30 protein-coding genes are annotated in these 24,037 nt (G+C 56.8%); 3 read left to right on the top strand and 27 right to left on the bottom strand.

The window, feature by feature from the left end:
• Positions 1–137: 137 nt before the first annotated feature.
• From N7220_RS08025 to N7220_RS07895, 27 genes are all read right to left on the bottom strand, one after another.
• Positions 138–1,907: a PglL family O-oligosaccharyltransferase gene (locus tag N7220_RS08025; RefSeq protein WP_283150934.1), complete on the bottom strand. Its 1,770-nt coding sequence runs from the start codon at positions 1,905–1,907 to the stop codon at positions 138–140.
• Positions 1,904–2,650, bottom strand: a complete 747-nt coding sequence (gene tatC / locus N7220_RS08020) for a twin-arginine translocase subunit TatC (RefSeq protein ID WP_283150933.1) — start codon at positions 2,648–2,650, stop codon at positions 1,904–1,906. Before tatC ends, N7220_RS08025 begins: the two co-directional genes overlap by 4 nt.
• A gap of 3 nt (positions 2,651–2,653) precedes the next feature.
• Positions 2,654–3,175: a Sec-independent protein translocase protein TatB gene (gene tatB, locus N7220_RS08015; RefSeq protein ID WP_283150932.1), complete on the bottom strand. Its 522-nt coding sequence runs from the start codon at positions 3,173–3,175 to the stop codon at positions 2,654–2,656.
• A 25-nt stretch (positions 3,176–3,200) separates the two neighbouring features.
• A complete protein-coding gene (gene tatA / locus N7220_RS08010) occupies positions 3,201–3,416 on the bottom strand; it encodes a Sec-independent protein translocase subunit TatA (protein ID WP_283150931.1) in 216 nt (71 codons plus the stop codon).
• A gap of 60 nt (positions 3,417–3,476) precedes the next feature.
• The gene (locus tag N7220_RS08005) at positions 3,477–3,833 is read right to left on the bottom strand and encodes a histidine triad nucleotide-binding protein (protein ID WP_283150930.1); all 357 of its coding nucleotides are present in this window, start codon (positions 3,831–3,833) and stop codon (positions 3,477–3,479) included.
• 120 nt (positions 3,834–3,953) lie between these two features.
• Positions 3,954–4,283, bottom strand: a complete 330-nt coding sequence (locus tag N7220_RS08000) for a phosphoribosyl-ATP diphosphatase (protein ID WP_283150929.1) — start codon at positions 4,281–4,283, stop codon at positions 3,954–3,956.
• Between the two features lie 167 nt (positions 4,284–4,450).
• Complete coding sequence (hisI, locus tag N7220_RS07995) at positions 4,451–4,843, bottom strand: phosphoribosyl-AMP cyclohydrolase (RefSeq protein WP_283150928.1); 393 nt, start codon at positions 4,841–4,843, stop codon at positions 4,451–4,453.
• Positions 4,840–5,607: an imidazole glycerol phosphate synthase subunit HisF gene (hisF, locus tag N7220_RS07990; RefSeq protein WP_283150927.1), complete on the bottom strand. Its 768-nt coding sequence runs from the start codon at positions 5,605–5,607 to the stop codon at positions 4,840–4,842. The genes hisI and hisF overlap by 4 nt, the downstream gene beginning before the upstream one ends.
• Before the next feature lie 78 nt (positions 5,608–5,685).
• Positions 5,686–6,429, bottom strand: a complete 744-nt coding sequence (gene hisA / locus N7220_RS07985; RefSeq protein WP_283150926.1) for a 1-(5-phosphoribosyl)-5-[(5-phosphoribosylamino)methylideneamino]imidazole-4-carboxamide isomerase — start codon at positions 6,427–6,429, stop codon at positions 5,686–5,688.
• Between the two features lie 46 nt (positions 6,430–6,475).
• A complete protein-coding gene (hisH, locus tag N7220_RS07980; protein WP_283150925.1) occupies positions 6,476–7,117 on the bottom strand; it encodes an imidazole glycerol phosphate synthase subunit HisH in 642 nt (213 codons plus the stop codon).
• Between the two features lie 28 nt (positions 7,118–7,145).
• Complete coding sequence (gene hisB, locus N7220_RS07975) at positions 7,146–7,739, bottom strand: imidazoleglycerol-phosphate dehydratase HisB (protein ID WP_283150924.1); 594 nt, start codon at positions 7,737–7,739, stop codon at positions 7,146–7,148.
• A gap of 132 nt (positions 7,740–7,871) precedes the next feature.
• Positions 7,872–8,216 (bottom strand): cupin domain-containing protein, encoded by a 345-nt coding sequence (locus tag N7220_RS07970; RefSeq protein ID WP_283150923.1) that lies wholly within the window; start codon positions 8,214–8,216, stop codon positions 7,872–7,874.
• Positions 8,213–8,569 (bottom strand): TfoX/Sxy family protein, encoded by a 357-nt coding sequence (locus N7220_RS07965; protein ID WP_283150922.1) that lies wholly within the window; start codon positions 8,567–8,569, stop codon positions 8,213–8,215. Before N7220_RS07965 ends, N7220_RS07970 begins: the two co-directional genes overlap by 4 nt.
• A gap of 86 nt (positions 8,570–8,655) precedes the next feature.
• Positions 8,656–9,954, bottom strand: coding sequence for a histidinol dehydrogenase (gene hisD / locus N7220_RS07960; protein ID WP_390901572.1), 1,299 nt, complete (start codon positions 9,952–9,954; stop codon positions 8,656–8,658).
• A 208-nt stretch (positions 9,955–10,162) separates the two neighbouring features.
• On the bottom strand, positions 10,163–10,813 hold the full coding sequence (hisG, locus tag N7220_RS07955) for an ATP phosphoribosyltransferase (RefSeq protein WP_283150921.1): 651 nt from the start codon (positions 10,811–10,813) through the stop codon (positions 10,163–10,165).
• Positions 10,814–10,949: 136 nt separating this feature from the next.
• A complete protein-coding gene (locus N7220_RS07950; protein ID WP_283150920.1) occupies positions 10,950–11,354 on the bottom strand; it encodes a DUF4870 domain-containing protein in 405 nt (134 codons plus the stop codon).
• Complete coding sequence (murA, locus tag N7220_RS07945; RefSeq protein WP_283150919.1) at positions 11,354–12,604, bottom strand: UDP-N-acetylglucosamine 1-carboxyvinyltransferase; 1,251 nt, start codon at positions 12,602–12,604, stop codon at positions 11,354–11,356. The genes N7220_RS07950 and murA overlap by 1 nt, the downstream gene beginning before the upstream one ends.
• 82 nt (positions 12,605–12,686) lie before the next feature.
• Positions 12,687–12,863 (bottom strand): hypothetical protein, encoded by a 177-nt coding sequence (locus N7220_RS07940; protein ID WP_283150918.1) that lies wholly within the window; start codon positions 12,861–12,863, stop codon positions 12,687–12,689.
• Positions 12,860–13,099, bottom strand: a complete 240-nt coding sequence (locus tag N7220_RS07935) for a BolA family protein (RefSeq protein ID WP_283150917.1) — start codon at positions 13,097–13,099, stop codon at positions 12,860–12,862. The genes N7220_RS07940 and N7220_RS07935 overlap by 4 nt, the downstream gene beginning before the upstream one ends.
• A gap of 20 nt (positions 13,100–13,119) precedes the next feature.
• Positions 13,120–13,875 (bottom strand): ABC transporter permease, encoded by a 756-nt coding sequence (locus N7220_RS07930; protein WP_283150916.1) that lies wholly within the window; start codon positions 13,873–13,875, stop codon positions 13,120–13,122.
• A 32-nt stretch (positions 13,876–13,907) separates the two neighbouring features.
• Entirely contained in the window at positions 13,908–14,816 is a 909-nt protein-coding gene (locus N7220_RS07925; protein ID WP_283150915.1) for an ABC transporter ATP-binding protein, read from the bottom strand.
• A complete protein-coding gene (locus N7220_RS07920) occupies positions 14,813–15,682 on the bottom strand; it encodes an MlaA family lipoprotein (RefSeq protein WP_283150914.1) in 870 nt (289 codons plus the stop codon). The genes N7220_RS07925 and N7220_RS07920 overlap by 4 nt, the downstream gene beginning before the upstream one ends.
• 141 nt (positions 15,683–15,823) lie before the next feature.
• Positions 15,824–16,093: an STAS domain-containing protein gene (locus N7220_RS07915; RefSeq protein WP_283150913.1), complete on the bottom strand. Its 270-nt coding sequence runs from the start codon at positions 16,091–16,093 to the stop codon at positions 15,824–15,826.
• The gene (locus N7220_RS07910) at positions 16,090–16,722 is read right to left on the bottom strand and encodes an MlaC/ttg2D family ABC transporter substrate-binding protein (RefSeq protein WP_283150912.1); all 633 of its coding nucleotides are present in this window, start codon (positions 16,720–16,722) and stop codon (positions 16,090–16,092) included. Before N7220_RS07910 ends, N7220_RS07915 begins: the two co-directional genes overlap by 4 nt.
• On the bottom strand, positions 16,723–17,196 hold the full coding sequence (gene mlaD, locus N7220_RS07905) for an outer membrane lipid asymmetry maintenance protein MlaD (protein WP_390901571.1): 474 nt from the start codon (positions 17,194–17,196) through the stop codon (positions 16,723–16,725).
• 11 nt (positions 17,197–17,207) lie between these two features.
• A complete protein-coding gene (gene mlaE, locus N7220_RS07900; protein ID WP_283151417.1) occupies positions 17,208–17,969 on the bottom strand; it encodes a lipid asymmetry maintenance ABC transporter permease subunit MlaE in 762 nt (253 codons plus the stop codon).
• 25 nt (positions 17,970–17,994) lie between these two features.
• Positions 17,995–18,804, bottom strand: coding sequence for an ABC transporter ATP-binding protein (locus N7220_RS07895; protein ID WP_283150910.1), 810 nt, complete (start codon positions 18,802–18,804; stop codon positions 17,995–17,997).
• A 458-nt stretch (positions 18,805–19,262) separates the two neighbouring features.
• Here N7220_RS07895 and N7220_RS07890 point away from each other — a divergent pair, with 458 nt between their 5' ends.
• The 3 genes from N7220_RS07890 (at position 19,263) to N7220_RS07880 (ending at position 24,009) form a co-directional block, all read left to right on the top strand.
• The gene (locus tag N7220_RS07890) at positions 19,263–20,912 is read left to right on the top strand and encodes a pilus (MSHA type) biogenesis protein MshL (protein WP_283150909.1); all 1,650 of its coding nucleotides are present in this window, start codon (positions 19,263–19,265) and stop codon (positions 20,910–20,912) included.
• A gap of 208 nt (positions 20,913–21,120) precedes the next feature.
• Positions 21,121–22,803: a GspE/PulE family protein gene (locus N7220_RS07885; protein ID WP_283150908.1), complete on the top strand. Its 1,683-nt coding sequence runs from the start codon at positions 21,121–21,123 to the stop codon at positions 22,801–22,803.
• Positions 22,804–22,809: 6 nt separating this feature from the next.
• Positions 22,810–24,009, top strand: a complete 1,200-nt coding sequence (locus N7220_RS07880; RefSeq protein WP_283150907.1) for a type II secretion system F family protein — start codon at positions 22,810–22,812, stop codon at positions 24,007–24,009.
• The last annotated feature ends 28 nt before the right edge of the window (positions 24,010–24,037 follow it).

The raw sequence follows: 24,037 nt of genomic DNA, 5'->3' as shown, positions 1-24,037 counted from the left end.
GTCGGTTTCGTCCGGATGGATGCGCTGCGCTTGGCGGTACTGATGGACGGCTAGCCGTGAGGGCTTCTGTTTCTCGCACGGACATGAAAAAAGCCGGCTGGGGAGCCGGCTTTTCTAATTGCGCTGCGATGATGGAATCAATCGTCGTCGCTATCATCGTTTGGATCGTATGGCTGTTTGCCATACATTTTTTCCCCTGCGGCCACATCCACCAGCAACGCTTGCACCGCAGGTTCATGCGGGAAGCGTTCGATTTCGTGGCGGTAATAACCCAGGCTATCCGGGAACGAATAAATTGCCTGGCGAATGCGTTCGTGCGCCCTGGCTTGATCGCCTAACAGTGCGCGCATGATGGCCTCATCCGACAACTGGCCCGGATATGGATGGATGCGATCCAGTTGGGCAACAACGCCCAGCTTCCAGGCGATGTCGTCCCGGTTGGCCACGATGAAGTTCGATAGACCAAATTCGGCAAAGTAATCCAGCAACGGATTGTGGCGCATTTGCTCCAGGATATGGATGCGGCGCTCGTTCTCTTTGGGCTTGCTGGAGCTATCCATGATCGGATAAAGCTGGATATAAAACGCGGTACCGGCAATACCCAGGGCCAGTGCGGCGAGGCCGGTCAACATGCCACCCATGCGGGCCTGCACCATCGACAGGCCGCCTTTGGGCGCGTTGTCGAACATCAGGTACAGCATCAGCGCAAACGGGCCGAAGAAGTGGAAATACCACAGCGGGTATTCCACCAGGCTGTGCAGGATGGACACGATCACCAGCGACGCACCAAACACCGCCACCGTATCGTGTCGACGGCCCCACAGTGCAGCAAAGGCGAGCAAGAGCGGCACGACGACGACGACGGTACCGATTACGCCGGTTTCTGCCATCAGGTTCAGTAGCGAGTTGTGGCAATGGGTAAACAACACCGGTTCAACGACCTTGGCAAAGGCCGGAATTACCTGCAAGCGCACGCTTTCCGCGCCATAGCCGCCCCAGCCTACGCCCAGCACCGGATGCTCCAGGAATACCATCCAGGCCTTGTGCCATTCCACCAGACGACGGGCGCCATTGGAGTCCAGCCGGTCCAGCCCGGTCGGGACTTCATTCTTGGCGTGCAAGGAGGCTTGCATGACTTCGTTGATCAGTGGTGCCACGAACTGCATGGCCAGAATCAATACTGCCGCCCCGAACAGGAAGCCCGCAAAGCGGCGGTTTTTGCCATGCGTGGTGAAGAACAGCACGCCACCGAATACCAGCCAGGCACCGGCGTACAGGAAGATGGAGCGCGAACCACACCACGCCATGGACAAGGCCAGCCACGCCGCCAGAATCCAGAAGGCCCAGCTTTGCAAACGGCGATGCGCCGTCAGCCATGCCGCCGCAGCCAGACCCCAGGCCAGATAATGGCCGTACATGTTTTTCTGGCCAATGTTGCCAAAAATCAGGCGCGGGCCATGTTCCAGCAACTGCACAATCTGCGGCACTGAAATGCCGGTATTGAACAGCGCACCCACCAGCAAGCCCCACGCCAGCGCAACGGCCAATGGCTCAATGCCATGTTCGTCACGGGCCAGCGACAGGCTCCATACGGCCAGACCAGCCGTAATCAGATAGCTGAGTGGAATGGTGCGCTCAGACCAGTAAATAACCGGCAGGGCCACAATCTGAATCAGCAACACCGCGGCCAGAGCCAGCCACGGCCAGCTCATCCACGGCGGGGCGCTGCGGCGCAAGGTATTAGGCAGTGCCGCCGCAGCCATGATCAGCAGGGCGCAGAAACCAAAAGCGGCCAGTTCTGACGGGAACACCGGATTGGGCGGATAACGGAATGGAATGCCACATGGCACAGCGGCCAGCAGAAATAACAATGCCTGATAAATGCGAAGTGAAGCGGGAGTTTTCATTGTTCTTGTGGGTCGGTGTTGGGAGGAGCGCCGCGCCCGGTCCAGCGGGCGACGATGCAACCGGCTTCATACAACAGCCAGAGTGGGACGGCGAGCAGGCATTGCGAAAGCGGGTCGGGCGGAGTGACGACCGCAGCCACGATAAACGCACCCACAATCACATATGGGCGCCAGCTCACCAGTTTTTCTACGGTAACCACGCCGATGCGAACCAGCAGCACGATGGCTACCGGCACTTCGAAGGTGATGCCGAAAGAAATAAACAAACCCAGTACAAAGCTCAAGTACTGGTCGGAATCCGGCAGCCAGGTCATGGATGACGGAATGTGCGTGGCGACGAAGCCGAACACGGTTTTAAACACAAAGAAATAAGCGAACGCCATCCCGCAGACAAACAGCAGCGTGGACGACACCACCAGCGGTCCGATCATGCGTTTTTCGTGGGCATAGAGGCCGGGTGCGACAAAGGCCCACAGCTGGTACAGGCTGTGAGGCATGGTGATCACCACCGCCGTCATGGCCACGATTTTTACCTGCAGCAAGAACGGTGAGGCAATGCCGATGGAAACCAGTTTCTGCCCCGGTAGCACGGCAGTCAGTGGCGCCACCAGAAAGTCATACAGCTGCTGCGAGAAGTAAAAGCAGATGGCAAAGCCGACAAAGAACACCAGCGCGCTGCGCACAATGCGCGTGCGCAACTCGATCAGGTGGACCAGCAGCGGCTGAAAGTTATCCTGGGTCATGACTCAGCGACGATCACGCGCCGGCGGTTGCTCGGCGGGCGGAGTGTAAAAGAGATCAAGCTGACGCTCGTCATGCTCGGGGACAAGTTCTGCGGCGGGTTCGGCGTGCGGGGCGGCGCTGGCAACGGAAGGCGTTGCTGCCACCACAGGTTGTTCAATTTGCGGCGCCAGTGCCATATCTTCGGGCGTGGCAACATGTGCGGGCTCCATCATCGCTGGTGTAGCAATGGTGGGCGTTGCGACTTCGGGTGTCGCGCTGAGCAACGCGGCTTTGGCGTCAGCCAGTGGCTGATGGATTGTGTTGCGTAAGGCGGTGCCTTCAGCGCGCATCTCGGCCTCAATCTTTGCCAGTTCGCTTTGTGCAATCTCGCGATCCAGATCGGCTTTAACGCTGGACGCAAAGCGCTGCGCGCGCCCCACCAGCAAGCCCAGTGTACGCGCTACTTTTGGCAACCGCTCCGGGCCAATGACAACCAAGGCCACCGCACCGATTACGGCCATCTCACCCAGACTGATGTCGAACACGAGTAATTTCCGTCAGCAGGGCGGTTTAGCGTTTGTCGCGTTCGGCAGTGTCAATGACGCGGCCAGCTTCAGGCTTGGTATCGGCTGGCTTGGCTGCTTCGCCTTCACCGTTGATGCCTTCCTTGAACCCACGCACGGCAGAACCCAGATCCTTGCCAACATTACTCAGTTTCTTGGTACCAAAAATCAGTACGACCACGACCAGCACAATCAGCCAGTGCCAGATGCTTAAAGAACCCATTTGTTTGCTCCAGGCGGCGCAAAGCCGCACGTTCATTAAGGTAACAACAGAAAGATCGACTTACTGCGTTTTGATTTCAGCCAGATTCGGGGTCATGGCGTTACCGCCAAAGACGTGCACGTGCAGATGGAAGAAAGTCTGCCCACCCGCGTGACCGGTATTGATCACGGTGCGAAAGCCATCCGCCAAACCATGTTCGTCGGCAAGTTGCGGTGCCAGCAGCAACATCTTGCCCAGCAATGCCTGGTGACGCGGCAGGGCATGTGCCAGTGAATCAATGTGGACTTTGGGCACAATCAGAAAATGCACTGGCGCGACCGGATGGATGTCGTGAAAAGCCACGACTTCATCATCTTCATAAATTTGCTTGCTGGGGATTTCACCGCTGGCCAGCTTGCAGAACAGGCAATCAGTCATTGTTATTCTCCATGTACACCAGACGTCTAACCACGCCTACGCGAGTAGCCGGTTAATCCGGCCGGTGCCGGTATCAGTACAACGATATTTTGGGGCAGTCCGTTGCGTACTTACGTGTACTTAATCGTGCGCCGGGCGTGAGGCTTTTTCCTCGATACCCGAAATGCCTTCGCGGCGGGCCAGTTCGGCGAGCACATCTTCTGCGCTCAAGCCTTCGTGGGCCAGCAATACCATGGTGTGGAACCACAAATCTGCAACTTCACGTACCAGGTGCAGCTTGTCGCCATCTTTGGCGGCCATGATGGTTTCGACCGCTTCTTCTCCCACCTTTTTCAAGATAGCTTCCTGGCCTTTATGAAACAGCTTGGCGACATAGGAAGTGGACGGGTCTGCGTTACGCCGCGCGGCGAGTGTCTCAGACAGGCGTTCCAGAATCTCGGCGGAAACCATACTTCGCTCCAGGTGCAAAGGGTCAATTATAGGGTGGTTTGATTACGAAAGGACGGCGGGGTTGCAGGCAGCATGTTTTAAGATGTACGAATCAACCCGGGCAATTTGAAAAGCCCGTCTTGCGACGGGCTCCGGGGCGACCATTCAACGGTTCATGCCGACGACCTTTAGTGCGAATGCTTGCCGTAAATGCTTGCCGGGTCTTTCAGCACCGCGTCTACCACTTCCCATTCAGCGCCGACGAGTTTACGGAAAAAACAGCTTTCGCGTCCGGTGTGGCAGGCAATTCCGCCATCCTGCTGGATGATGTAGATCAAGACATCGCCATCGCAATCGAGCCGGATTTCCTTGATGTGCTGGAAATTGCCGGATTCTTCCCCTTTGTGCCACAACTTCTGGCGTGAGCGGGTCCAGTAATGCGCGGTGCCTTTTTCGGCAGCCAGGGCAACGGCATCTCGATTGGCAAAAGCAAACATCAACACGCGGCCAGTGTGCTCGTCCTGGGCGATGACCGGCACCAGCCCGGCATCATCAAATTTGATTTCATCCAGCCAGCTCATAAACGCACCTCGATCCCGGCATCGCGCATGGCTTCTTTGGTCTGGCGCACGGTGTATTCACCAAAGTGAAAGATCGACGCGGCCAGCACGGCATCGGCATGGCCCAGGGTCACGCCCTCGACCATATGCTGTAAATTGCCCACGCCGCCAGAAGCAATCACCGGAATATCCACAGCGTCGGACACCGCACGGGTCAGCGGCAGGTTGAAACCGATCTTGGTGCCATCGCGATCCATGCTGGTCAGCAGGATTTCGCCAGCGCCCAGTTGCTGCATCTTGATTGCCCACTCCACCGCGTCCAGGCCGGTAGCGTTGCGACCACCGTGGGTGAAGACTTCCCAGCGATCATTCGTGCCTGACACAGCCTTGGCATCAATCGCCACCACAATCGCCTGGCTGCCAAATTTGGCGGCGGCATCCGCGACCAGTTGCGGGTTGGTGATGGCGGAGGTGTTGATACTGATTTTGTCGGCACCCGCGTTCAGCAAACGCCGGACGTCTTCTACCTTGCGCACGCCACCGCCTACCGTGAGCGGGATAAACACTTGCGAGGCGACGGCTTCAATGACGTGCAGAATCAGATCGCGATCATCCGAAGACGCTGTGATATCCAGAAAGGTGAGCTCGTCGGCACCTTGTTCGTCGTAACGCTTGGCGATTTCAACTGGATCACCCGCATCGCGCAGCTCAACAAAGTTCACACCCTTGACCACGCGGCCAGCGGTGACATCAAGGCAAGGGATAATGCGTTTGGCTAGTGGCATGTCAGCTTCCGGGCCCGGGAAAAAAAGTGCCGGCGTGTTGCACCGGCATTTTTCTTTGCGAGGGCTGCAGGGTAAAGGTCAGGCAGCAACCGCTTCGTCGGCGAGGTCTTGCGCGGCTTTGAAGTCGATGGTGCCTTCGTAAATGGCACGACCGGTAATCACGCCTTCAATGCCTTCGCTTTCGACTTCGACCAGCTTGCGTACGTCATCCAGATCGGTCAGACCGCCAGATGCGATCACCGGAATGGTCAGCGCCTGCGCCAGCTTGACGGTGGCTTCAATGTTGACGCCAGAGAGCATGCCGTCGCGGCCGATATCGGTGTAGATCACGCTTTCCACGCCGTAATCCTGGAAGCGGCGGGCCAGATCAACCACATCGTGCTCGGTAATCTTGGACCAGCCGTCGGTGGCAACGCGGCCATCTTTGGCGTCCAGTCCGACGATGATGTGGCCAGGGAAGGCATCGCATGCTTCGTGCAAGAAACCTGGAATCTTGACCGCAGCGGTGCCAATGATGACGTAATCGATACCGGCATCGAGATACTGCTCGATGGTGTTCAGATCACGAATACCGCCACCCAGTTGCACCGGAATCTCGCCATCGACTTCGGCCAGAATGGCTTTGATGGCGTCCAGATTCTTGGGCTTGCCGGCAAATGCACCGTTCAAATCCACCAGATGCAAGCGGCGACCGCCAGCATCCAGCCAGTGGCGAGCCATGGCAGCGGGTTTTTCAGAAAACACGGTTGCGTCTTCCATGAGGCCCTGGCGCAAACGTACGCAGTGGCCGTCTTTCAAATCAATCGCGGGAATAATCAGCATGATGCAGAAACTTCAATGAAGTCAGGTTGTTAGAGGAGTCACCCGTTTAAGGGCGACCATCCCAGTGTACAAAATTTCGCAGCAATTGCAGCCCGGCATTGTGACTTTTCTCCGGATGGCATTGAATTGCGAAAATATTGTCGCGCGCAACGGCGGCGGCAAACCGGTAAGGGTAAGCCGATTCAATCACTGTGATGTCGTCAGAAGGCTTGAAGTGATAGCTGTGGACAAAGTAAAAGCGGTCACCATCCGGAATGCCTTGCCACAACGGGTGCTCACGCGTGATGAACATCTCGTTCCAGCCCATGTGTGGCACTTTCAGCTTTTGGCCGTGCTCGTCATGCATCAGGTCTTTGGGAAAGCGCATTACTTCACCGGCAAATACGCCCAAGCCCGGCGTCTGGCCTTCTTCGCTGTAATCAAACAGCAATTGGGCGCCCACGCAGATGCCGAGGAACGGTTTTTGGGTGGCAGCGTCCAGCACCGCTTGTTTCAGACCGCTTTCCTGCAAATGGCTCATGCAGTCCGGCATGGCGCCTTGCCCGGGGAAAACCACTTTGTCAGCGGCTGCGACCTCGATAGGATCGTCAGTCAGCACGATGCTGGCGTCATCACCGGCAACGTGTTCAAGGGCTTTGGTGACGGAATGCAGATTGCCCATTCCGTAGTCAACGATTGCAATGCGCATTTCAGATATTCAACGCTAGAAAAGTCGGTTAACCGACCAGGGTGCCTTTGGTGGATGGCGTAATGCCAGCCATGCGTTCATCGTATTCGATTGCCATGCGCAATGCACGGCCGAATGCCTTGAAGATGGTCTCGGCCTGATGGTGGGCGTTTTTGCCCTTCAGGTTGTCGATATGCAGACTGATTGCCGCGTGGTTTACAAAACCGCGGAAAAATTCGCCAAACAGATCAACGTCGAAACCGCCAATCATGGCACGGGTGTATTCCACGCCGTATTCCAGACAGGGCCGACCAGAAAGATCAATCACCACGCGCGACAAGGCTTCGTCCAGCGGCACATAAGCGTGGCCGTAACGGCGAATGCCTTTCTTGTCACCCACCGCTTTGGCAAAAGCCTGGCCCAGCGTAATGCCGACATCTTCCACGGTATGGTGGGCGTCGATGTGCAAATCACCCTTGGCCACGATATCCAGATCGATCAAACCGTGACGGGCGATCTGGTCCATCATGTGTTCCAGAAACGGCACGCCGGTGTCGAATTTGGATTTGCCTGTCCCATCCAGATTGATGGAGACGGTGATCTGGGTTTCAAGAGTGTCGCGGGTAACCTGAACTTGACGCATTGTGTTCTCGTAATCAGCAATAGCCCTTGTGGGCGCAATTGGCGTAATTGTCCACGACTTCGTCATGCGCGTGAAGCAAAAGCGGGCATTGAACGCGTTAAAACGCCGTAAATGGCAATAAATGGCACCAAATCAGGCTGCAACCCGGTCGCCGTGGCTCGGCGGTAGCGACGTAACCAGAAAATGTACGTCGGTTTGCGAACGGTTCTGTACTTGATGCGGGACGCCAGCGGAGACTTCAACCCCTTCGTGCTGACCCAGTAAAACGGTGCTGCCTGCGATTTCGATCTGCAATTGGCCACTCAAAACATAGAAAAACTGGCTTGAGTGATGGTGATAATGACGCTGCTCCGAACCGCCCGGGCCGATCCGTTCCTGAATGATTGACAGTGCAGGATTACGTACCAGGTGCCAGCCATCTTCGCCATTGCCCCAGTTGTAATGCATGGCGCTTTGGGTAGAGATTTTCCCCGTCATTTCTTCTTTTTGCTTTTACTGGCCACAGCCCTCAAACCCGCACCAATGCCTTCTCGCGACCAATCGCGAATCGCCTCTGGGTCTTCCAAGGTGTTTTCCGGCAGCGGGTAGTACGACATGGTTTGCTGGCAACCGTCTTTCATGCGGTACATAAACGGTTGCAACTGCTCGACCTCAAAACGCGGGCGACTGGTGTCGTCCACTTTTACGTAAAACACGTCGTCAGCGATGAGAGCAAAAAAGACCTCATCACAATACAGCCCGTAGCCGCCGAACATGGATTTGACGCGGATGTGGCCCAATGGCGCCAACTGCTCGACGAGCCATTCCAGATATTCACTTTTTGCTGGCATTGCAGATCACCCTCGGGCCGGTGTTATCGGTGCAGTGCTAGCCCGGCTGGACGCATAGCCGGGCTCTTGAGATTAACTCTTACGGATTACTGATCGTTCAAGCGATACTCGGCTGCACGTGCGTGCGCTTGCAGGCCTTCGCCATGCGCCAGTGTGCTGGCGATGCGACCCAGACTTTGCGCGCCTTCGGCGGAAACCTGAATCAAGCTGGAGCGTTTCTGGAAGTCATACACGCCCAGCGGGCTGGCAAACCGTGCGGTACGGGCGGTCGGCAATACGTGATTTGGCCCGGCACAGTAATCGCCCAGGCTTTCCGAGGTGAACTTGCCAAGGAAGATCGCGCCAGCGTGCTTGAGCTTGGGCAGCCAGTTTTGCGGATTATCTACCGACAACTCCAGATGCTCCGGGGCAATCCAGTTGGCGATGTCGCACGCTTCATCCAGATCTTTCACCTGGATCAGCGCACCGCGACCACTGAGCGACGCGCGGATAATATCGGCACGCGGCATTTCGGGCAGTTGGCGTTCAATGCTGGCAGCCACTTTCTCGATAAAGTCAGCGTCCGGACACAGCAAAATGGCTTGGGCGATCTCGTCATGTTCGGCCTGGCTGAACAAATCCATGGCTATCCAGTCTGGATCGGTCGTGCCATCGCACACCACCAGAATTTCTGACGGCCCGGCTACCATGTCGATACCGACAATACCAAATACGCGGCGTTTGGCGGCGGCAACGTAGGCATTGCCGGGGCCGGTAATCTTGTCGACTTGCGGGATGGTTTGGGTGCCATAGGCCAGTGCGCCAACCGCTTGCGCACCGCCGATGGTGAAGGCGCGGGAAACCCCGGCGATATAAGCCGCGGCCAGCACCAGATCGTTACGTTCACCACGCGGTGTCGGGACGACCATGATGATTTCGCTCACGCCCGCGACGTGCGCGGGAATCGCGTTCATCAACACGGACGACGGATACGACGCTTTGCCGCCTGGCACGTAAATGCCAACGCGATCCAGCGGTGTAACTTGCTGACCCAACAGCGTGCCGTCTTCGTCGGTGTACTGCCACGACGACATTTTTTGATGCTCGTGATACTTGCGTACACGTGCGGCAGCGGCTTGCAGGGCGTCTTTCTGCTGTTGCGGCAGACGCTCGAATGCGGCTTTGAGTTCGTCTTGCGACAACTCCAGTTGCGGCATGGCATCGACACTCAGGCCATCAAAACGCTGGGTGTATTCGATAACTGCGGCATCGCCCCGATGTTTGACGTCGTCCAGAATCACGGCGACACGGGTATCGACTTCCGGGTCTTGGGAAGATTCAAAGGCGAGCAGTGCAGCCAGCTCACTCTGGAATTGGGGGGCGCGTGAATCGAGACGGCGGATCATGGCAAACATCCGGTTTTATGCAAAGGAGAGTGATTATACCGGCTGCATCCCCGACGTTGCGAAACCACTTGTTCACAATCTGGACAGGCAGGGGTTAGGGGCGGGAATCGTTTGAAATGGCTGGATCGGTTTTATCCGGTCAGACCGCACATGAAAACGCCCTCATCCATGAGGAGTGAGGGCGCTGGTCTTTATTGCAACTGCGGCTTCAGGCGGGGTTACGCGCTGCAACCGTGGCGGCGAACGTATCAATAATCGGCTGCAGGCGATCTTGTTTGAGCTTGAGTGCGGCCTGGTTCACGATCAGCCGTGAACTGATATCGCGGATATCTTCCACCGCCACCAGGTTGTTGGCCTTCAGCGTGCCACCCGTAGAAACCAGATCGACAATCGCATCGGCCAAACCCACAAGCGGCGCCAGTTCCATCGAGCCGTACAGCTTGATCAGGTCAACGTGCACGCCCTTGGAGGCAAAGTGCTCGCGTGCACATTCGGTGTATTTGGTGGCAATGCGCAAGCGTGCCCCTTGTTTCACCGCGCCTTCATAATCAAAGCCGTTCTGCACGGCGACCATCAGCTTGCATTTGGCGATTTCCAGATCCAGCGGCAGATACAAGCCCGCGCCGCCGTGTTCCAGCAGCACGTCTTTACCCGCCACGCCCAGATCGGCCGCGCCATATTGCACGTAGGTGGGGACGTCGGTGGCACGCACGATGATCAGGCGCACATCTTCGTGATTGGTGCCAATGATCAGCTTGCGCGAGCTTTCTGGTGCCTCGCTCGGCACGATGCCAGCGGCAGCCAGCAGCGGGACGGTTTCTTCAAAAATGCGGCCTTTGGACAGCGCGATCGTAATCATATGTTGTCTTGCTCTGTTTATAGAGTGGCGGATAAAACCCAGCGAAGCGGTGATGGCAAGGCGTGCGAAACGCAGACAGTACAAAATGGTACGGCAAGTGAGTACAACGCAGCCAGCAGGGTTATATTTGCCGCTCTTATTTGAAGAGTTTCAGGTTCAGTGGGTAACGTGACGGCCAGCCATTGATGGCTTTGGCGCCTTCCCACAGACAAAACATGGCGGAGCCTATGGCCACCCACCAGATCGGAAATACATTATGCAACGCGTACGACAAGATCATGGCGAGCGCGTAAAAACAACCCATCAGCAACTGGAAGTTGGCGACCTGCACCGCGTGTTGTTCCACATACTCGGAATGCACGCGGGCAAATTGCAGCACCAGAAAGGGAATGATCAACGCCAACACCGGCATCGGCAGGTACGGAATCCAGAAAATGCCGGACAAATGCGTGAGCATGGCGACGGTTTTCTCGACGCCGGTAGGCGGCTTGAGTTTGCCGTCGCTGTCGTCGCTGGCCGGTTTCGGGTTGAGTGTCAGCATCAGGCGATCCGCTCGATTTGCGCGCCAATACCGCCCAGTTTGGCTTCAATATGCTCGTAGCCGCGATCCAGATGGTAAATGCGATCGACGATCGTTTCACCTTGGGCGATCAGACCGGCAATGACCAGCGACGCCGAAGCGCGCAGATCAGTGGCCATGACGGTGGCGCCAGACAGTTTTTCAACGCCGCGAACGATGGCGGTGTTGCCCTCGGTGCTGATGTTGGCGCCCATCCGCGTCAGCTCTGGCGCGTGCATGAAGCGATTTTCAAAGATGGTTTCGGTCATGACGCTGGTGCCATCGGCGATGGCATTGAGCATCATGAACTGCGCTTGCATGTCAGTCGGGAACGCCGGGTAGGGCAGCGTGCGCACGTTCACGGCTTTCGGGCGCTGTTTCATGTCCAGCGCAATCCAGTTGTCGCCCGCTTCGATATACGCACCGGCTTCACGCAGTTTGTCCAAGACCGCTTCCAGGATGTTGGCACGGGTATTGCGCAATACCACGCGGCCTTGCGCGGCGGCGGCGGCACACAGGAATGTGCCGGTTTCAATGCGGTCTGGCACTACGGCGTGGGTGGCGCCATGCAAGGATTTCACGCCTTCAATGGTGATGGTATCCGTACCGTGGCCGCTGATTTTAGCGCCCATGGCGATCAGGCATTCGGCCAGATCAACCACTTCCGGTTCGCGTGCGGCATTCTCGATGGTGGTGATGCCTTCGGCCAATGTTGCTGCCATCAGCAGGTTTTCAGTGCCGGTCACGGTCACCATGTCGGTGACGATGCGAGCACCTTTGAGCTTGCCAGACGCTTTGACATAACCGTGTTCGATAACGATCTCGGCACCCATCGCTTGCAGACCCTTGATGTGCTGGTCCACCGGACGAGCACCAATGGCGCAACCACCGGGCAGGGACACTTGCGCTTCACCAAAACGGGCCAGCGTTGGGCCGAGCACCAGGATCGATGCGCGCATGGTTTTCACCAGGTCATACGGCGCGCACAGGTTGGTGATGGCATTGGCAGTCAGTTCGTATTCGTGAACGTTATCGGTCATCACGCGCACGCCCATGCCTTGCAACAACTTCTGGGTGGTTTTGACGTCGCGCAATTGCGGCACGTTGGTCAGGCGCAGTGTGTCGGCGGTGAGCAGGCCCGCACAAAGAATCGGCAATGCTGCGTTCTTGGCGCCAGAAATGGTGATTTCGCCTGCCAGCGGATGGCCGCCGATGATTTTCAGTTTTTCCATGATCTTTGCCCGCTCCTGCGGGAATGCGGTTAGCGTGAGCAGCCGTTAGCGGCTGCTTCGGTATGAGTTATCTGGACTGTGCTCAGAGGTATTTCCACAGCAACCAGGCCGCGATGGCGATCAGCCAGGGCAGATTGGTCAGTGCGATCAGCTTCTGGGTGCTGCGGTCGCGCGTTGTGCGTTGGGTCCGGTTGGCTTCTTCGATGCGGGCTTTGTCAGCGGCGATGCCATCGAGATTGAAGCGATCAGAATCGCTCACCGGTTGGCCCATTCTGCGGGCGTGAGCGTTTTTTCCAGCGACAGCGCATGCAGTTCGCCAGAATCGATCACGTCTTTGAGTGCCTCTTTGACCAGGCGATGTCGTGCCAGCAGGCCCAGCCCTTCAAAACGGGGCGAAGCCAGGCGGGCGTAAAAATGGTGGCCGTCACCAGTCACCTCGGTCGCGGTGGCGTCCAGGCGGGTAACCAGCAGGGTTTGAACTTGTTCGGGAGTCATCAGAATCGTTGCTTTCTAGTCTAGTGCCTTAATTTATAACCGGATTTTATCAGTTGCCAGGCCAATGTGGCGAGTACCAGCAATGTAGCGCCGCCAACGGTCAAACTGAGCCATGGCGAAACATCGGCAACCCCGAAAAATCCGAAGCGAAAGCCATCGATCACATAGAACACAGGGTTCCAGTTGGAAACGCCTTGCCAGAACGGTGGCAGGCTGTGAATCGAGTAAAACACGCCAGACAGGAAAGTCAGCGGCATGATCAAAAAGTTCTGGAAAGCCGCCAACTGGTCAAATTTGTCGGCCCATATCCCCGCGATCAAACCCAGAATGGCCATGATCGAGGTACCCAGTAGCGCAAACACCAGAATCCACAAGGAGTGCTGGATTGGCGGAATGGCAAAAAACAGCGTTACCAGCAATACGCCCGCGCCTACAATCACGCCGCGCAAGACAGCTGCCAGCACGTAAGCGGCAAAGAATTCAAAGTGCGACAGCGGCGGCAGCAAAATAAAGATCAGATTTCCGGTGATCTTGGACTGAATGAGACTGGAACTGGTGTTGGAAAACGCGTTCTGCAGCATCGACATCATCGCCAGACCCGGAATCAGAAACGCGGTATAGCGCACGCCTGGATAAGGTTCTACATGTGAGTCGAGCACATGGGCAAAGATCAGCAAATACAACAGCGCTGTCAGAATCGGCGCGAGTACGGTCTGAAAACTGACCTTCCAGAAGCGCAGCAGTTCTTTGTAGAAAAGGGTGGAAAAACCTTGCATGTATGTGGGTTCCGTCGGGCGTCTGTGCGGGCTTAGCCTTGCGCAGTACGGCCTTGCATCATTTCGACAAAGATGTCTTCCAGATCGGGTTTGGCGATCTCGATATCGCGCACGATTGCGCCATGCTGGCGGAGTTCGCCCAGAATCTGTTCCAGTCCGGCCACGTCAGCAAGGCGCAAATCATACAGACCGTCTTTCTCGGCGATGACCTGATCGGCCAGGCTTAATGGCAAATTGCCTTCAGACAGCTTGATGCGCAGCGTGCGGGCTTTGCCGCGATTGAGCAGCTTTTGTTTGTCTTCCAGCGCAATCAGCTTGCCTTGCTTGAGCATGGCGATGCGATTGCATAATTCTTCAGCCTCTTCCAGATAGTGCGTGGTCAGCACAATGGTGTGGCCCTGATTGTTCAAGCGGCGCACGAACTCCCACAGTGTCTGGCGCAGTTCCACATCCACCCCGGCCGTGGGCTCATCCAGCACAATGACCGGGGGCCGATGCACCAGCGCCTGAGCCACCATCACCCGGCGTTTCATACCGCCAGACAGGGAGCGCATATTGGCATTGGCTTTATTGGTCAGGCCAAGGTTTTCGAGGATCTCATCGATCCAGGCGTCGTTTTGTTTGAGGCCGAAATACCCCGACTGAAAACGCAGCGTTTCGCGCACGCTGAAGAACGGATCAAACACCAATTCTTGCGGCACGATGCCGACGGCGCGACGGGCATTACGGTAATCGGTGACCACGTCGCGGCCCATGATCGAAATCTGGCCGCTGGTGGCGCGGGCCAGGCCGCCCAAGATGGATATCAGCGTGGTTTTACCTGCGCCATTTGGGCCCAGCAGTGCAAAGAAATCGCCTTCTTCTACGCTAAAGCTGACATCGTTGAGCGCCTGGAAGTCGCCATAACGTTTGACGACCTGGTTGAACTGGATAGCGCTCACTGACTGGCCTTTACTTCTGCCGACGCAGCAGTGGCTGCGGGCGCTTCAATTACTGCTGCGGCTGGCGTGGCCGAGGCAACTGCAGAAGCATCTACTGGGGCAACGGGCTTGTCAGCAGCGGCCGGCGCACTGGCGGCGCCAGGTGCCGGTGCTGCGTCATCAGCCGCGTCGTCATCGTCAGTTGGACCCAACTGCAAGGCGTGTGGCGGCTGACCATCGTAAACCTTGTACCAGCGGCGCTGCAGATAGGCGTCACGGATATAGGCGTACGGGTCAGGCTGGGATTCGATCAGTGCATCCAGCGGCAGAACCTGAGCCCGCATGTTGATGCCATCAACAGACGCCCAGAGGATTTCTTCGCCGGTGGTGTTCAGATAGCTGCCTGGACCGTAGAAAGTGCGCACAACCGGATCAACCGAATCACGCAAGGTGGTTGGTCCCAGCAGCGGCAGCATCAGATAAGGGCCGCTGCCGATTCCCCAATGTCCCAAAGCCAGACCTAAATCCTGATCCGGCTTCGGCAATTTCATGTCGGTGGCCCAGTCAAAAATGCCAAACATGCCAATGGTAGTGTTGACGGCGACGCGGCTGATACTGGTGCCTGCTTCTTTGAAATGTCCTTCCAGCAATGAGCCAAAGCTGGAGAACAAGTCGTCGATATTGCCAAAGAAGTTGCTGGTGCCTTGCTTGACCGGGCCAGGGGCGTAATTGGCGTAGACCGTTGCCACCGGTTTGACCACGGCTTGATCGACCACGTTATTCACAAAGAAAACGCCACGATTAACCGGTTCAAGCGGATCGTAATTGTTTTTGGGGCTGGCACAGGCCGTCAGCAACAGCGCGGCAATGGGGACAAGTCGTCGCATGGTCAGGATTGGCATTTTTTTGATTCGGGACAGACCCGTATTGTAAGCGGTTTCGGGCAAGCTATCAGCCTGAATTGAAAAGTGAATTTACAGCGGTCACAAAAGCAAAAACCCCGCATGGGGCGGGGTTTGCCGATCCGTTCAGGCCCCGGTGGGCAGCAGGTCTTCTACACCATACAGCCGCACCAGCTCACGTAGCGCCGGAGGCACGCCGGTAATCAGGAAGTTGGCTTGTTGGGTTTTTGCCTGGCGTTGCCAATGCAACAGCACTGAAACGGCCGACGAATCGACTTCCTGCACCTGGCTCAAGTCCAGCGTCAGTTCATTTGCCGCTACTGGCCACGAGAATGCCGCCAGCTGCGCGCCGGCGGTATCCATCGTTAACTTGCCGGTAATGGCATGAACGCTCATTTGGCAGCGCTACCGGTTTTTGCAGTAGAGCCCGCATTGCTGGCCGCGAGCTGCTTGATCAGGCCATCAATGCCGTCTTTGCGGATAACGGTGCCAAACTGGTTGCGGTGGCTGTTGATGAAGCTGATCCCTTCAACCGAGATATCAAACACCTTCCAGCCCGCATCGGTTTTCTCGAAGTTGAAATCCAGGCCAATTGGCTTCTGGCCTGGCAGGTTGACTTCGGTCTGTACAGTTTGCTCGTCTGGTGTGTCGCCCGGGCGTGAACCCTTCACGTCAACCTGCGCGTTCTTGTAGATAGTCAACGCCGACAGATAGGTGCGAACCAGCATGGTGCGGAATTCTTTGGTCAGCGCTTGTTGCTGGTCAGGCGTGGCGCTTTTCCAGTAGCGGCCCACGGCCAGCGCGGTCATGCGGTTGAAGTCGGCCAGTGGCACCAGACGGGTTTCAACCTGACTGCGGATGGTACTGGTGTCTTTGTCGTTTTTCTTGAGGATGTCCAGCACGTCCTTGCTGACACTACGCACGATCTGTTCAGGTGAATCAGTGGCGGCAGGCGCTGCAAATGCAGCACCAGGAAGCAACGCTGCCACACAGATCGCAGCCAGCCAGTTTTTAAACACAGTCATTTATTGATTTCCCGCTGAAGATTTGTCGCTACCGTCTTCCGCCTTGGAAAACAGGAAACGACTGATAAGTTGTTCAAGCACGATGGCCGACGATGTCAGTTTGAAGGTGCTGCCCGCGGCGAGCATCTTGTCGTCAGCCCCCGGCGTAATGCCGATGTATTGTTCGCCCAGCAAACCGGAGGTCAGAATCTCGGCCGATGAATCCCGGCTGAAATGATAGTGGTTATCCAGCGCCATGGTGACTTTGGCGACGTAACGGGACGTATCCAGTTCGATATTGGTGACGCGGCCCACGACTACGCCGGCACTTTTCACCGGTGCCCGCACTTTCAGCCCGCCAATATTGTCGAAGTTGGCCGTCACCGTATAAGTTGAGCGCGCCGGCAGGCCGCTCTGGCTGCTCACGCGCAGCGACAAGAACAAAATGGCAACTACACCAGCGGCGATAAACAGTCCGACCCAAAAGTCGATCATGCCTCGTTTCATCAGATTCCCCGGAACATGAATGCGGTCAGGATCACGTCCAGACCAAGAATTACCAGTGCAGAGGTTACGACAGTACGCGTTGTCGCCCCCGAGACGCCTTCGGCGGTGGGTGCTGCGTCGTAACCTTCGAATACCGCGATCAGCGAAACGGCAATCCCGAACACCACGCTTTTGATGATGCCGTTCATGACATCAAATCGCATATCTACCGAGCTTTGCATTTGCGACCAGAAGATGCCGGAATCAAGCCCCAACAAATGCACGCCAATGAGATAACCACCAATAATGCCCATGGCGCTGAACATGGCCGTGAGCAAAGGCATCGAAATCACACCGCCCCAGAATTTGGGAGCGACGACACGGGCGATCGGGTTGACCGCCATCATTTCCATGGCCGACAACTGTTCGGTGGCCTTCATCAAGCCAATTTCGGCGGTGATGGCAGAACCCGCACGGCTGGCGAATAGTAGTGCACCGACCACTGGTCCCAGTTCGCGCACCAACGACAGCGCCACCATGATGCCCAAGGCGGATGAAGCACCAAAACGACTGAGCGTGTCATAGCCCTGCAGCGCCAGCACCATGCCGACAAACAAGCCAGACACCACAATAATCAGTACCGACAACACGCCAGCGAACCAGATCTCGCGGATGGTCAGGCGTAAGCGCAGTAACGATGTCGGCGAGTGCCGCAGTATCGCCACAAAAAAACGCGCGGCAAACCCGACCTTGATAAAGGTATTGGTAAATGGCCGACCAATACTCGAAAAAAAGCGTACGAGAACATTATCCACGGTTGTTCTCCAGTCCCAGATCCAGTGCATAAGGCGGGGCCGGCTTGTGGAATGGCACCGGGCCGTCACGTTCGCCGTTGATGAACTGCTTGATAAACGGCACTTCCGAGGCACGGATCTGGTCTGGTGTGCCGTGGCCCACAACGCTGCCGCCCGACAAGAAATAAACGTAGTCGACGATATCCAGCGATTCAGAAACATCGTGTGTCACGATGATCGACGCCGCGCCCAAAGCATCGTTGAGTTCACGTACCAGTTGCCCGATTGTCGATAGAGAAATCGGATCAAGCCCGGTGAATGGCTCGTCGTACATCATGATCAGCGGGTCCAGCGCCGTGGCGCGGGCCAAGGCCACGCGGCGTGCCATGCCGCCGGAAAGCTCGAATGGCATCAGATCAATGGCGCCACGCAATCCGACCGCTTGCAGCTTCATCAAAACCAGATCGCGAATAACCGACTCGGGTAAAGAAGTGCGTTCGCGCAAGGGGAAGGCCACGTTGTCGTAGACCGACAAATCGGTAAACAGCGCGCCAAACTGGAACAGCATGCCGAGCTTGCGCCGCATGCCATACAGGGCGCTTTCACCCAATGAACCTACTTCGTCACCATCAACCTTGACTGAGCCGCCTTGCGCCTTGATCTGGCCGCCGATCAGTCGCAGGAGCGTGGTTTTACCTGAGCCCGAACCGCCCATAATGGCAACCACTTGGCCGCGCGCGACTGTAAGCGATACATCACTGAGGATGTCTCGCTCTGAATAGCCGAAGCGAACCCGATCGATCTGGACAAGCGGGGAGGTCATGCGAACCCGGTTAGACTGGTGAGTACAAAGGACGTCCATTTTAGGGATAAAGCGGCGTTGCCGCCAGCCCTATGAATATGTCATGAAAATACATGCAGCCAAATGCTGTTCTGTCAGAAAGAATTGAGAAAGGCAATTATCGTAATAATTGCCAATGACTAACATCAAAATTTCAATTTTTGCCGAAGTGTAGTTTTTAGCGCTCATTCTTCGTCATGGGTCGCTGGCCTGATGCTGTGTCGGGCCGATACAAAATGGGCAAAACGGTAAGATTCACATTGTTCGGGATGTTGCTGATTTGTTGCGTACTGGTCGGCTGCGGCACGACCGGTCGTCCAAGCCCACTTCCAATGGGCCATTTGTCGGATACACCACTGCCAGTTCATGCAGACGCAGCTGTCCCCACGTCTGTTCCTCCCGCCATCCCCACCCCGAACCGTCCCAAATTGTTTTCCGTCGTGGCCTATAAGCTGCCGGTGGCATCGTTGTTGTTTACCCTGGCGCGTGACGCCAAGGTAAACCTCGACGTGCATCCCGCAATTGGCGGCGAAGTCACCCTGAATGCATTGAATCAGACCTTGCCGCAGATTCTTGAGCGGGTGGCCAGGCAGGTACCGCTGCGCTGGACGTTGGAAAGTGGGGTGTTAACTGTCATGCCCGATGAACCTTATTGGGCGAACTACCATATCGACTATTTCAACCTGTCTCGCAAAGTGCGTTCCTCGGTCAGCCTGGCCAACTCGGTTTCAGGGACGGGCGGTAGCATCAGCAATGAGCGAACAGGCAGTGCAATCAATAGCTCCACCACCGAGATCGAATCCACCGCCGACAATATGTTCTGGGAGCGTCTGGAGGCCCATCTAAAAGCCATGCTGCAAGTGACTGAGCGGCCAGTGGTTGCAGCGGTCCAGGTCTCTTCGCCAACCGGGTTGCCGCTTCTGGCTGGCACTTCGACTGCAGGCAAAACGACCTCGGCGATCGACGTGGCCGAAAAACTGTCGCGTATCGAAAAAAATCTAGCCGAGGCAGGCCGGGCGCGGGCAGAGAGCAAAACTGGTGAGCACATCGCCGTACCGGCCACGACCGAATCGCACAAACCTGGCAGACTGGTGCTGGTGCACCCCGAAACCGGGGTTATCGGCGTTTATGCCACTGCGACAGAACAGTTGCAGGTCGCCAGCTTTATCAACTCTCTGGGTGCCAATGCCCAACGCCAGGTGCTGATAGAAGCCACGATTGTGGAAGTGGCTTTATCGGATCACTACCAGGCGGGTATCGACTGGGGCTGGCTCGCGGCTTCCGATAAAGGCTGGCAGGTTTCGCAGCAAACCACAGGCAACAACTTGGGTGACGTGCCGCTGGCCCTGATCAGCAAAGGCAATCCACTGTTGAGTGGTTTCAATCTCACCGTAAAACTACTCGAACAATTTGGCCGCACCCGGGTTTTATCCAGCCCCAAAATCGTTGCGATCAATAATCAGCCCGCCGTGATGAAGGTGGTGGATGAACAGGTTTATTTCACGCTGGATCTAACTGAAGACCAGAACAGCAATGGCGATATCACGCGCCGCCACTACGCCAGCAAACTGCACACAGTGCCGGTGGGGCTGGTACTGCAGGTACTCACACAGGTATCGGCCACGGGTGAAATCGCGCTGAATGTGCGGCCGACCATCACCAATATCCGCTCCTGGGTTGAAGACCCAGCCGTGGCGCTGATGTCGCGAGACATGCAAAAGCCGGTGGTTAGCCAGGTGCCGGTATTACAGGTGCGTGAGTTCGACTCCACGCTGCATGTGCCGTCAGGCCAGTTGGCCATGTTGGGCGGACTGATCCAGGATGCCAGTGCCAATGCGCGCACCGGATTGCCCGGGTTGTCTCGTGTTGCTGGCCTGGGTGACTTGTTCAGCTATCGCGACGACCAGACCAGACGGATCGAACTGGTGATTTTCCTGCGCCCACGGGTGATCGATGGTTCGACTCCGAATTCCACCTTGGCACAAACCGGCATCCAGCCTCCTGGTGATACCTTCTTTTCTGCTGCGGCCGGTAACGACCTTTCAGCATTTGCCAACGGCAGCGTGCAAGCTCCGGAAGTAACGCCATGATGACGCCACGTCTGGTCGTTGCCGCGATCTTTCTTCTGCTCGCCATAGTGTCCGGCCTGCGTTGGCCGACAGCACCAGCAGCCCCGCAAATATCGATATCTGCGACAGAAACCTCTGCCCAGCACCAAGCGAGATATACCGCTTGGTTACAGCGCCACAACGCGCTGCGGGCAAGTGCCTCCACCCTCGGCGCCAGGGCAGACAAGCAATGACCACACATCGCATGCAAGTGGGGCAATTCGGCCGTTATTTGCTGGAGCGCCAATGGGTGGCTGCGGATCAGATGCAAATCGCGCTGGCGGAACAGCGGCGCACCGGTTTGCTGATTGGACAGCAACTCTTGCTGCTCGGATTCTTGTCTGAACAGCAACTGGATACGGCGTTGGCTGAGCAACACGTTAACGCGATGCCAGCACCTGAACATTTTGTTGCGGACGATATTGCCATTGGTCTTGTGCCAGAAGCGGTGGCCCGGCAGTACGGTTTTTATCCGATCGCCTGGGAGCCCATTGAGGCGGCGTTATTGATTGGTCTGGTTGACCCAAACCAACCGATGCTGCTGGATCGGTTGCGCTGGCTGGTGCCACAGGCGCGCCGGGTCGAGGCGAGGCTGATTAGCGAATCTCGCCTGGCCTTGCGCCTGGATGCTTGTTATCCACGTGAGTTGGGCATTGAGGCTTTACTCGACCAAATTGACGCGCTTGCAGACCAGGCCCAAACCGGTCATGGGCGGGTGGGCTCGCTCGTACAGGCATTTATTGAGGATGCGGCCAGACAAAGCGCATCTGATATCCACTTTGAGCCAGAACTTGCGTTTGTGCGCGTCCGTTATCGGGTCGATGGCGTCATGCGCGCGGTGCGTGTGGTACATGAGCGATTCTGGAGCATGATGCTAGTGCGGCTCAAGGGGCTGGCCGGGATGGATATTGCGGAAAATAGGGCAGCGCAAGATGGACGCTTCAGCGTGGATTGCGGCCATCGCCAACTGGATATTCGCGCCGCCTGCATGCCGACGGTAACGGGTGAGAACCTGGTGTTGCGCTTGCTGGAGCGCAATCGCGGCTTGCTTGCGTTAGACCAGTTGGGTTTGCCACCCAAAGCGTTGAAAGGACTGCTGCAACTGATCCAGCGCCCGGCGGGGCTGATCTTGATGACTGGCCCGACCGGCTCTGGCAAAACCACCACCTTGTATTCAATTCTGGCTCATCTCAAAAGCGAGCGCGTCAATATCATGACGCTGGAGGACCCGGTCGAATACAAGCTCGACGGGGTCCGGCAGAGTTCAATGGGTGAAGGCTCGCGTCTGGATTTCGATGAGGGTGTCCGTGCGCTGCTGCGTCAGGACCCGGACATTATCCTGATCGGTGAAATCCGGGATGCTCAGACTGCCGCCGTGGCTTTACGGGCCGCCATGACAGGGCATCTGGTGTTTGCGACATTGCATGCCAATTCGGCGCTCGGGGCAGTTCCGCGCCTGCTGGATCTGGGGGTAAGCCCTGCGTTGCTGGCCGAAAATTTGCTGGGAGTCATAGCCCAGCGTCTGGTGCGCAAGTTATGTGTAGCCTGCCGCGAACCAGTAGCAGCAGACGCTATCTTGGCGAGAATTGTGGAAAGCGCGCCTGAGAGCCCGGTATATCGCGCGGTGGGATGCCCACGATGTGGCGACAGTGGGTATCGCGGCCGTCTTGCAGTCATGGAGCAATTGTTTGTGGTGCCGGAACTGGCCGCATTGCTGCTCCAGCCTGCGAAACGCATGCAGGCTTTGGATATGGCTCGCCAACTTGGCTTTCAGCCCTTGCAGGAGCAATTGATTAACCAGGTGTTGTCCGGCCAGACGGACACGGCTGAAGCCTGTCGGGTGGCCGACTTTTCAGCCCAGTTTTTGCGGTGATTGCCCATGCGCTACCGCTATCACGCCATCGACAAGCAAGGCCGGCCTAGCCGGGGTGAACGCAATGTTGCTTCACACGTCGAGCTGGAAAAAGAGTTGCAGGCCAGCGGTCTGACGCTGCTGCAGGCACAACGGCAGGGCAACGCTTTGGGCGTGTTCCGCCGCAAAACTGCGCGCTGGCGTGATCTGGCTGATTTCTGCTTTCATTTGAGCCAGATGCTGCAGGCCGGAATTCCATTACTCGATAGCCTGACTCAATTGCGCAATGCATTGGCTGCGGGTGTTCTGGCAGATGCAGTACCTCTTGTGCTGCAGCAAATTCACGAGGGCTCAACGTTTTCCCAAGCACTGGAGACGCACGCAACGTGTTTCGGGCCACTGCTGCTTAATGGGGTGAGGGCGGGCGAAGCCAGCGGACAACTGGTGGAAGTGCTGGCTGATTTGCATGGCTATTTCCTGTGGCGCGATGAAGTCGCCGAGCAAACTGGCAAGGCTTTCTACTACCCGGTTTTTGCCGCCACGGTGATGCTGGCGGCCACGTTATTTTTGCTAACCAGCGTGATGCCGCAAGTACAGGATTTTGTCGCGGACACTGGTGGGAAATTACCGTTGGCCACGCGGGCACTGCTGCTCGCAACAGGATTACTTAGTCACTACGGCTGGGCCATCTTGTCACTTGCGCTGACGAGCCTTGCGGGTCTGATCTGGGCAATCAAAACGAGCTCCCGAGTTGCGGCTGGCTGTGACCGGTTTTTACTCGATTTGCCACTTCTTGGCACGCTCAGACTCAAGAGCGCATTGGGGCAGTACGCCCAGAGCCTGGGACTGCTTTACGACGCCGGCGTGCCGCTACTGGATGCTTTGAGAATTGCCCAATCGGCAGTGACCAGCATCCAGTTACGCGCGCTCCTGCAGCAAGCCCGCTTGCGCATCGAAGAAGGAGCCAGCTTGGGGCAGGCATTTGCGAGTACCTCTTTGCTGCCTGACTTACTGATGGCAATGCTGCGAACCGGCGAGCAAACCGGCCATTTGGGCGCAGCACTGCGCCAGGTCGCCCACTACTACCAGCGCGACGTAAAGCTGATTGCCCAGCGTATCCATAGTCTGATCGAACCCTGCATAACCGTCGTTCTGGGTGGTTTGCTTGGCTGGATCATGCTCGCCGTGTTGGGCCCGGTGTTCGATAACCTGGGTCGATTACGATGAGAACAAAAACAGTGGTGATGGTTGGCGC

The organism is Silvimonas soli (assembly GCF_030035605.1).
GTDB lineage: Bacteria > Pseudomonadota > Gammaproteobacteria > Burkholderiales > Chitinibacteraceae > Silvimonas > Silvimonas soli.
The sequence above is the reverse complement of the archived record's forward strand: the minus strand, read 5'-3'. Positions and strand labels throughout refer to the sequence as shown.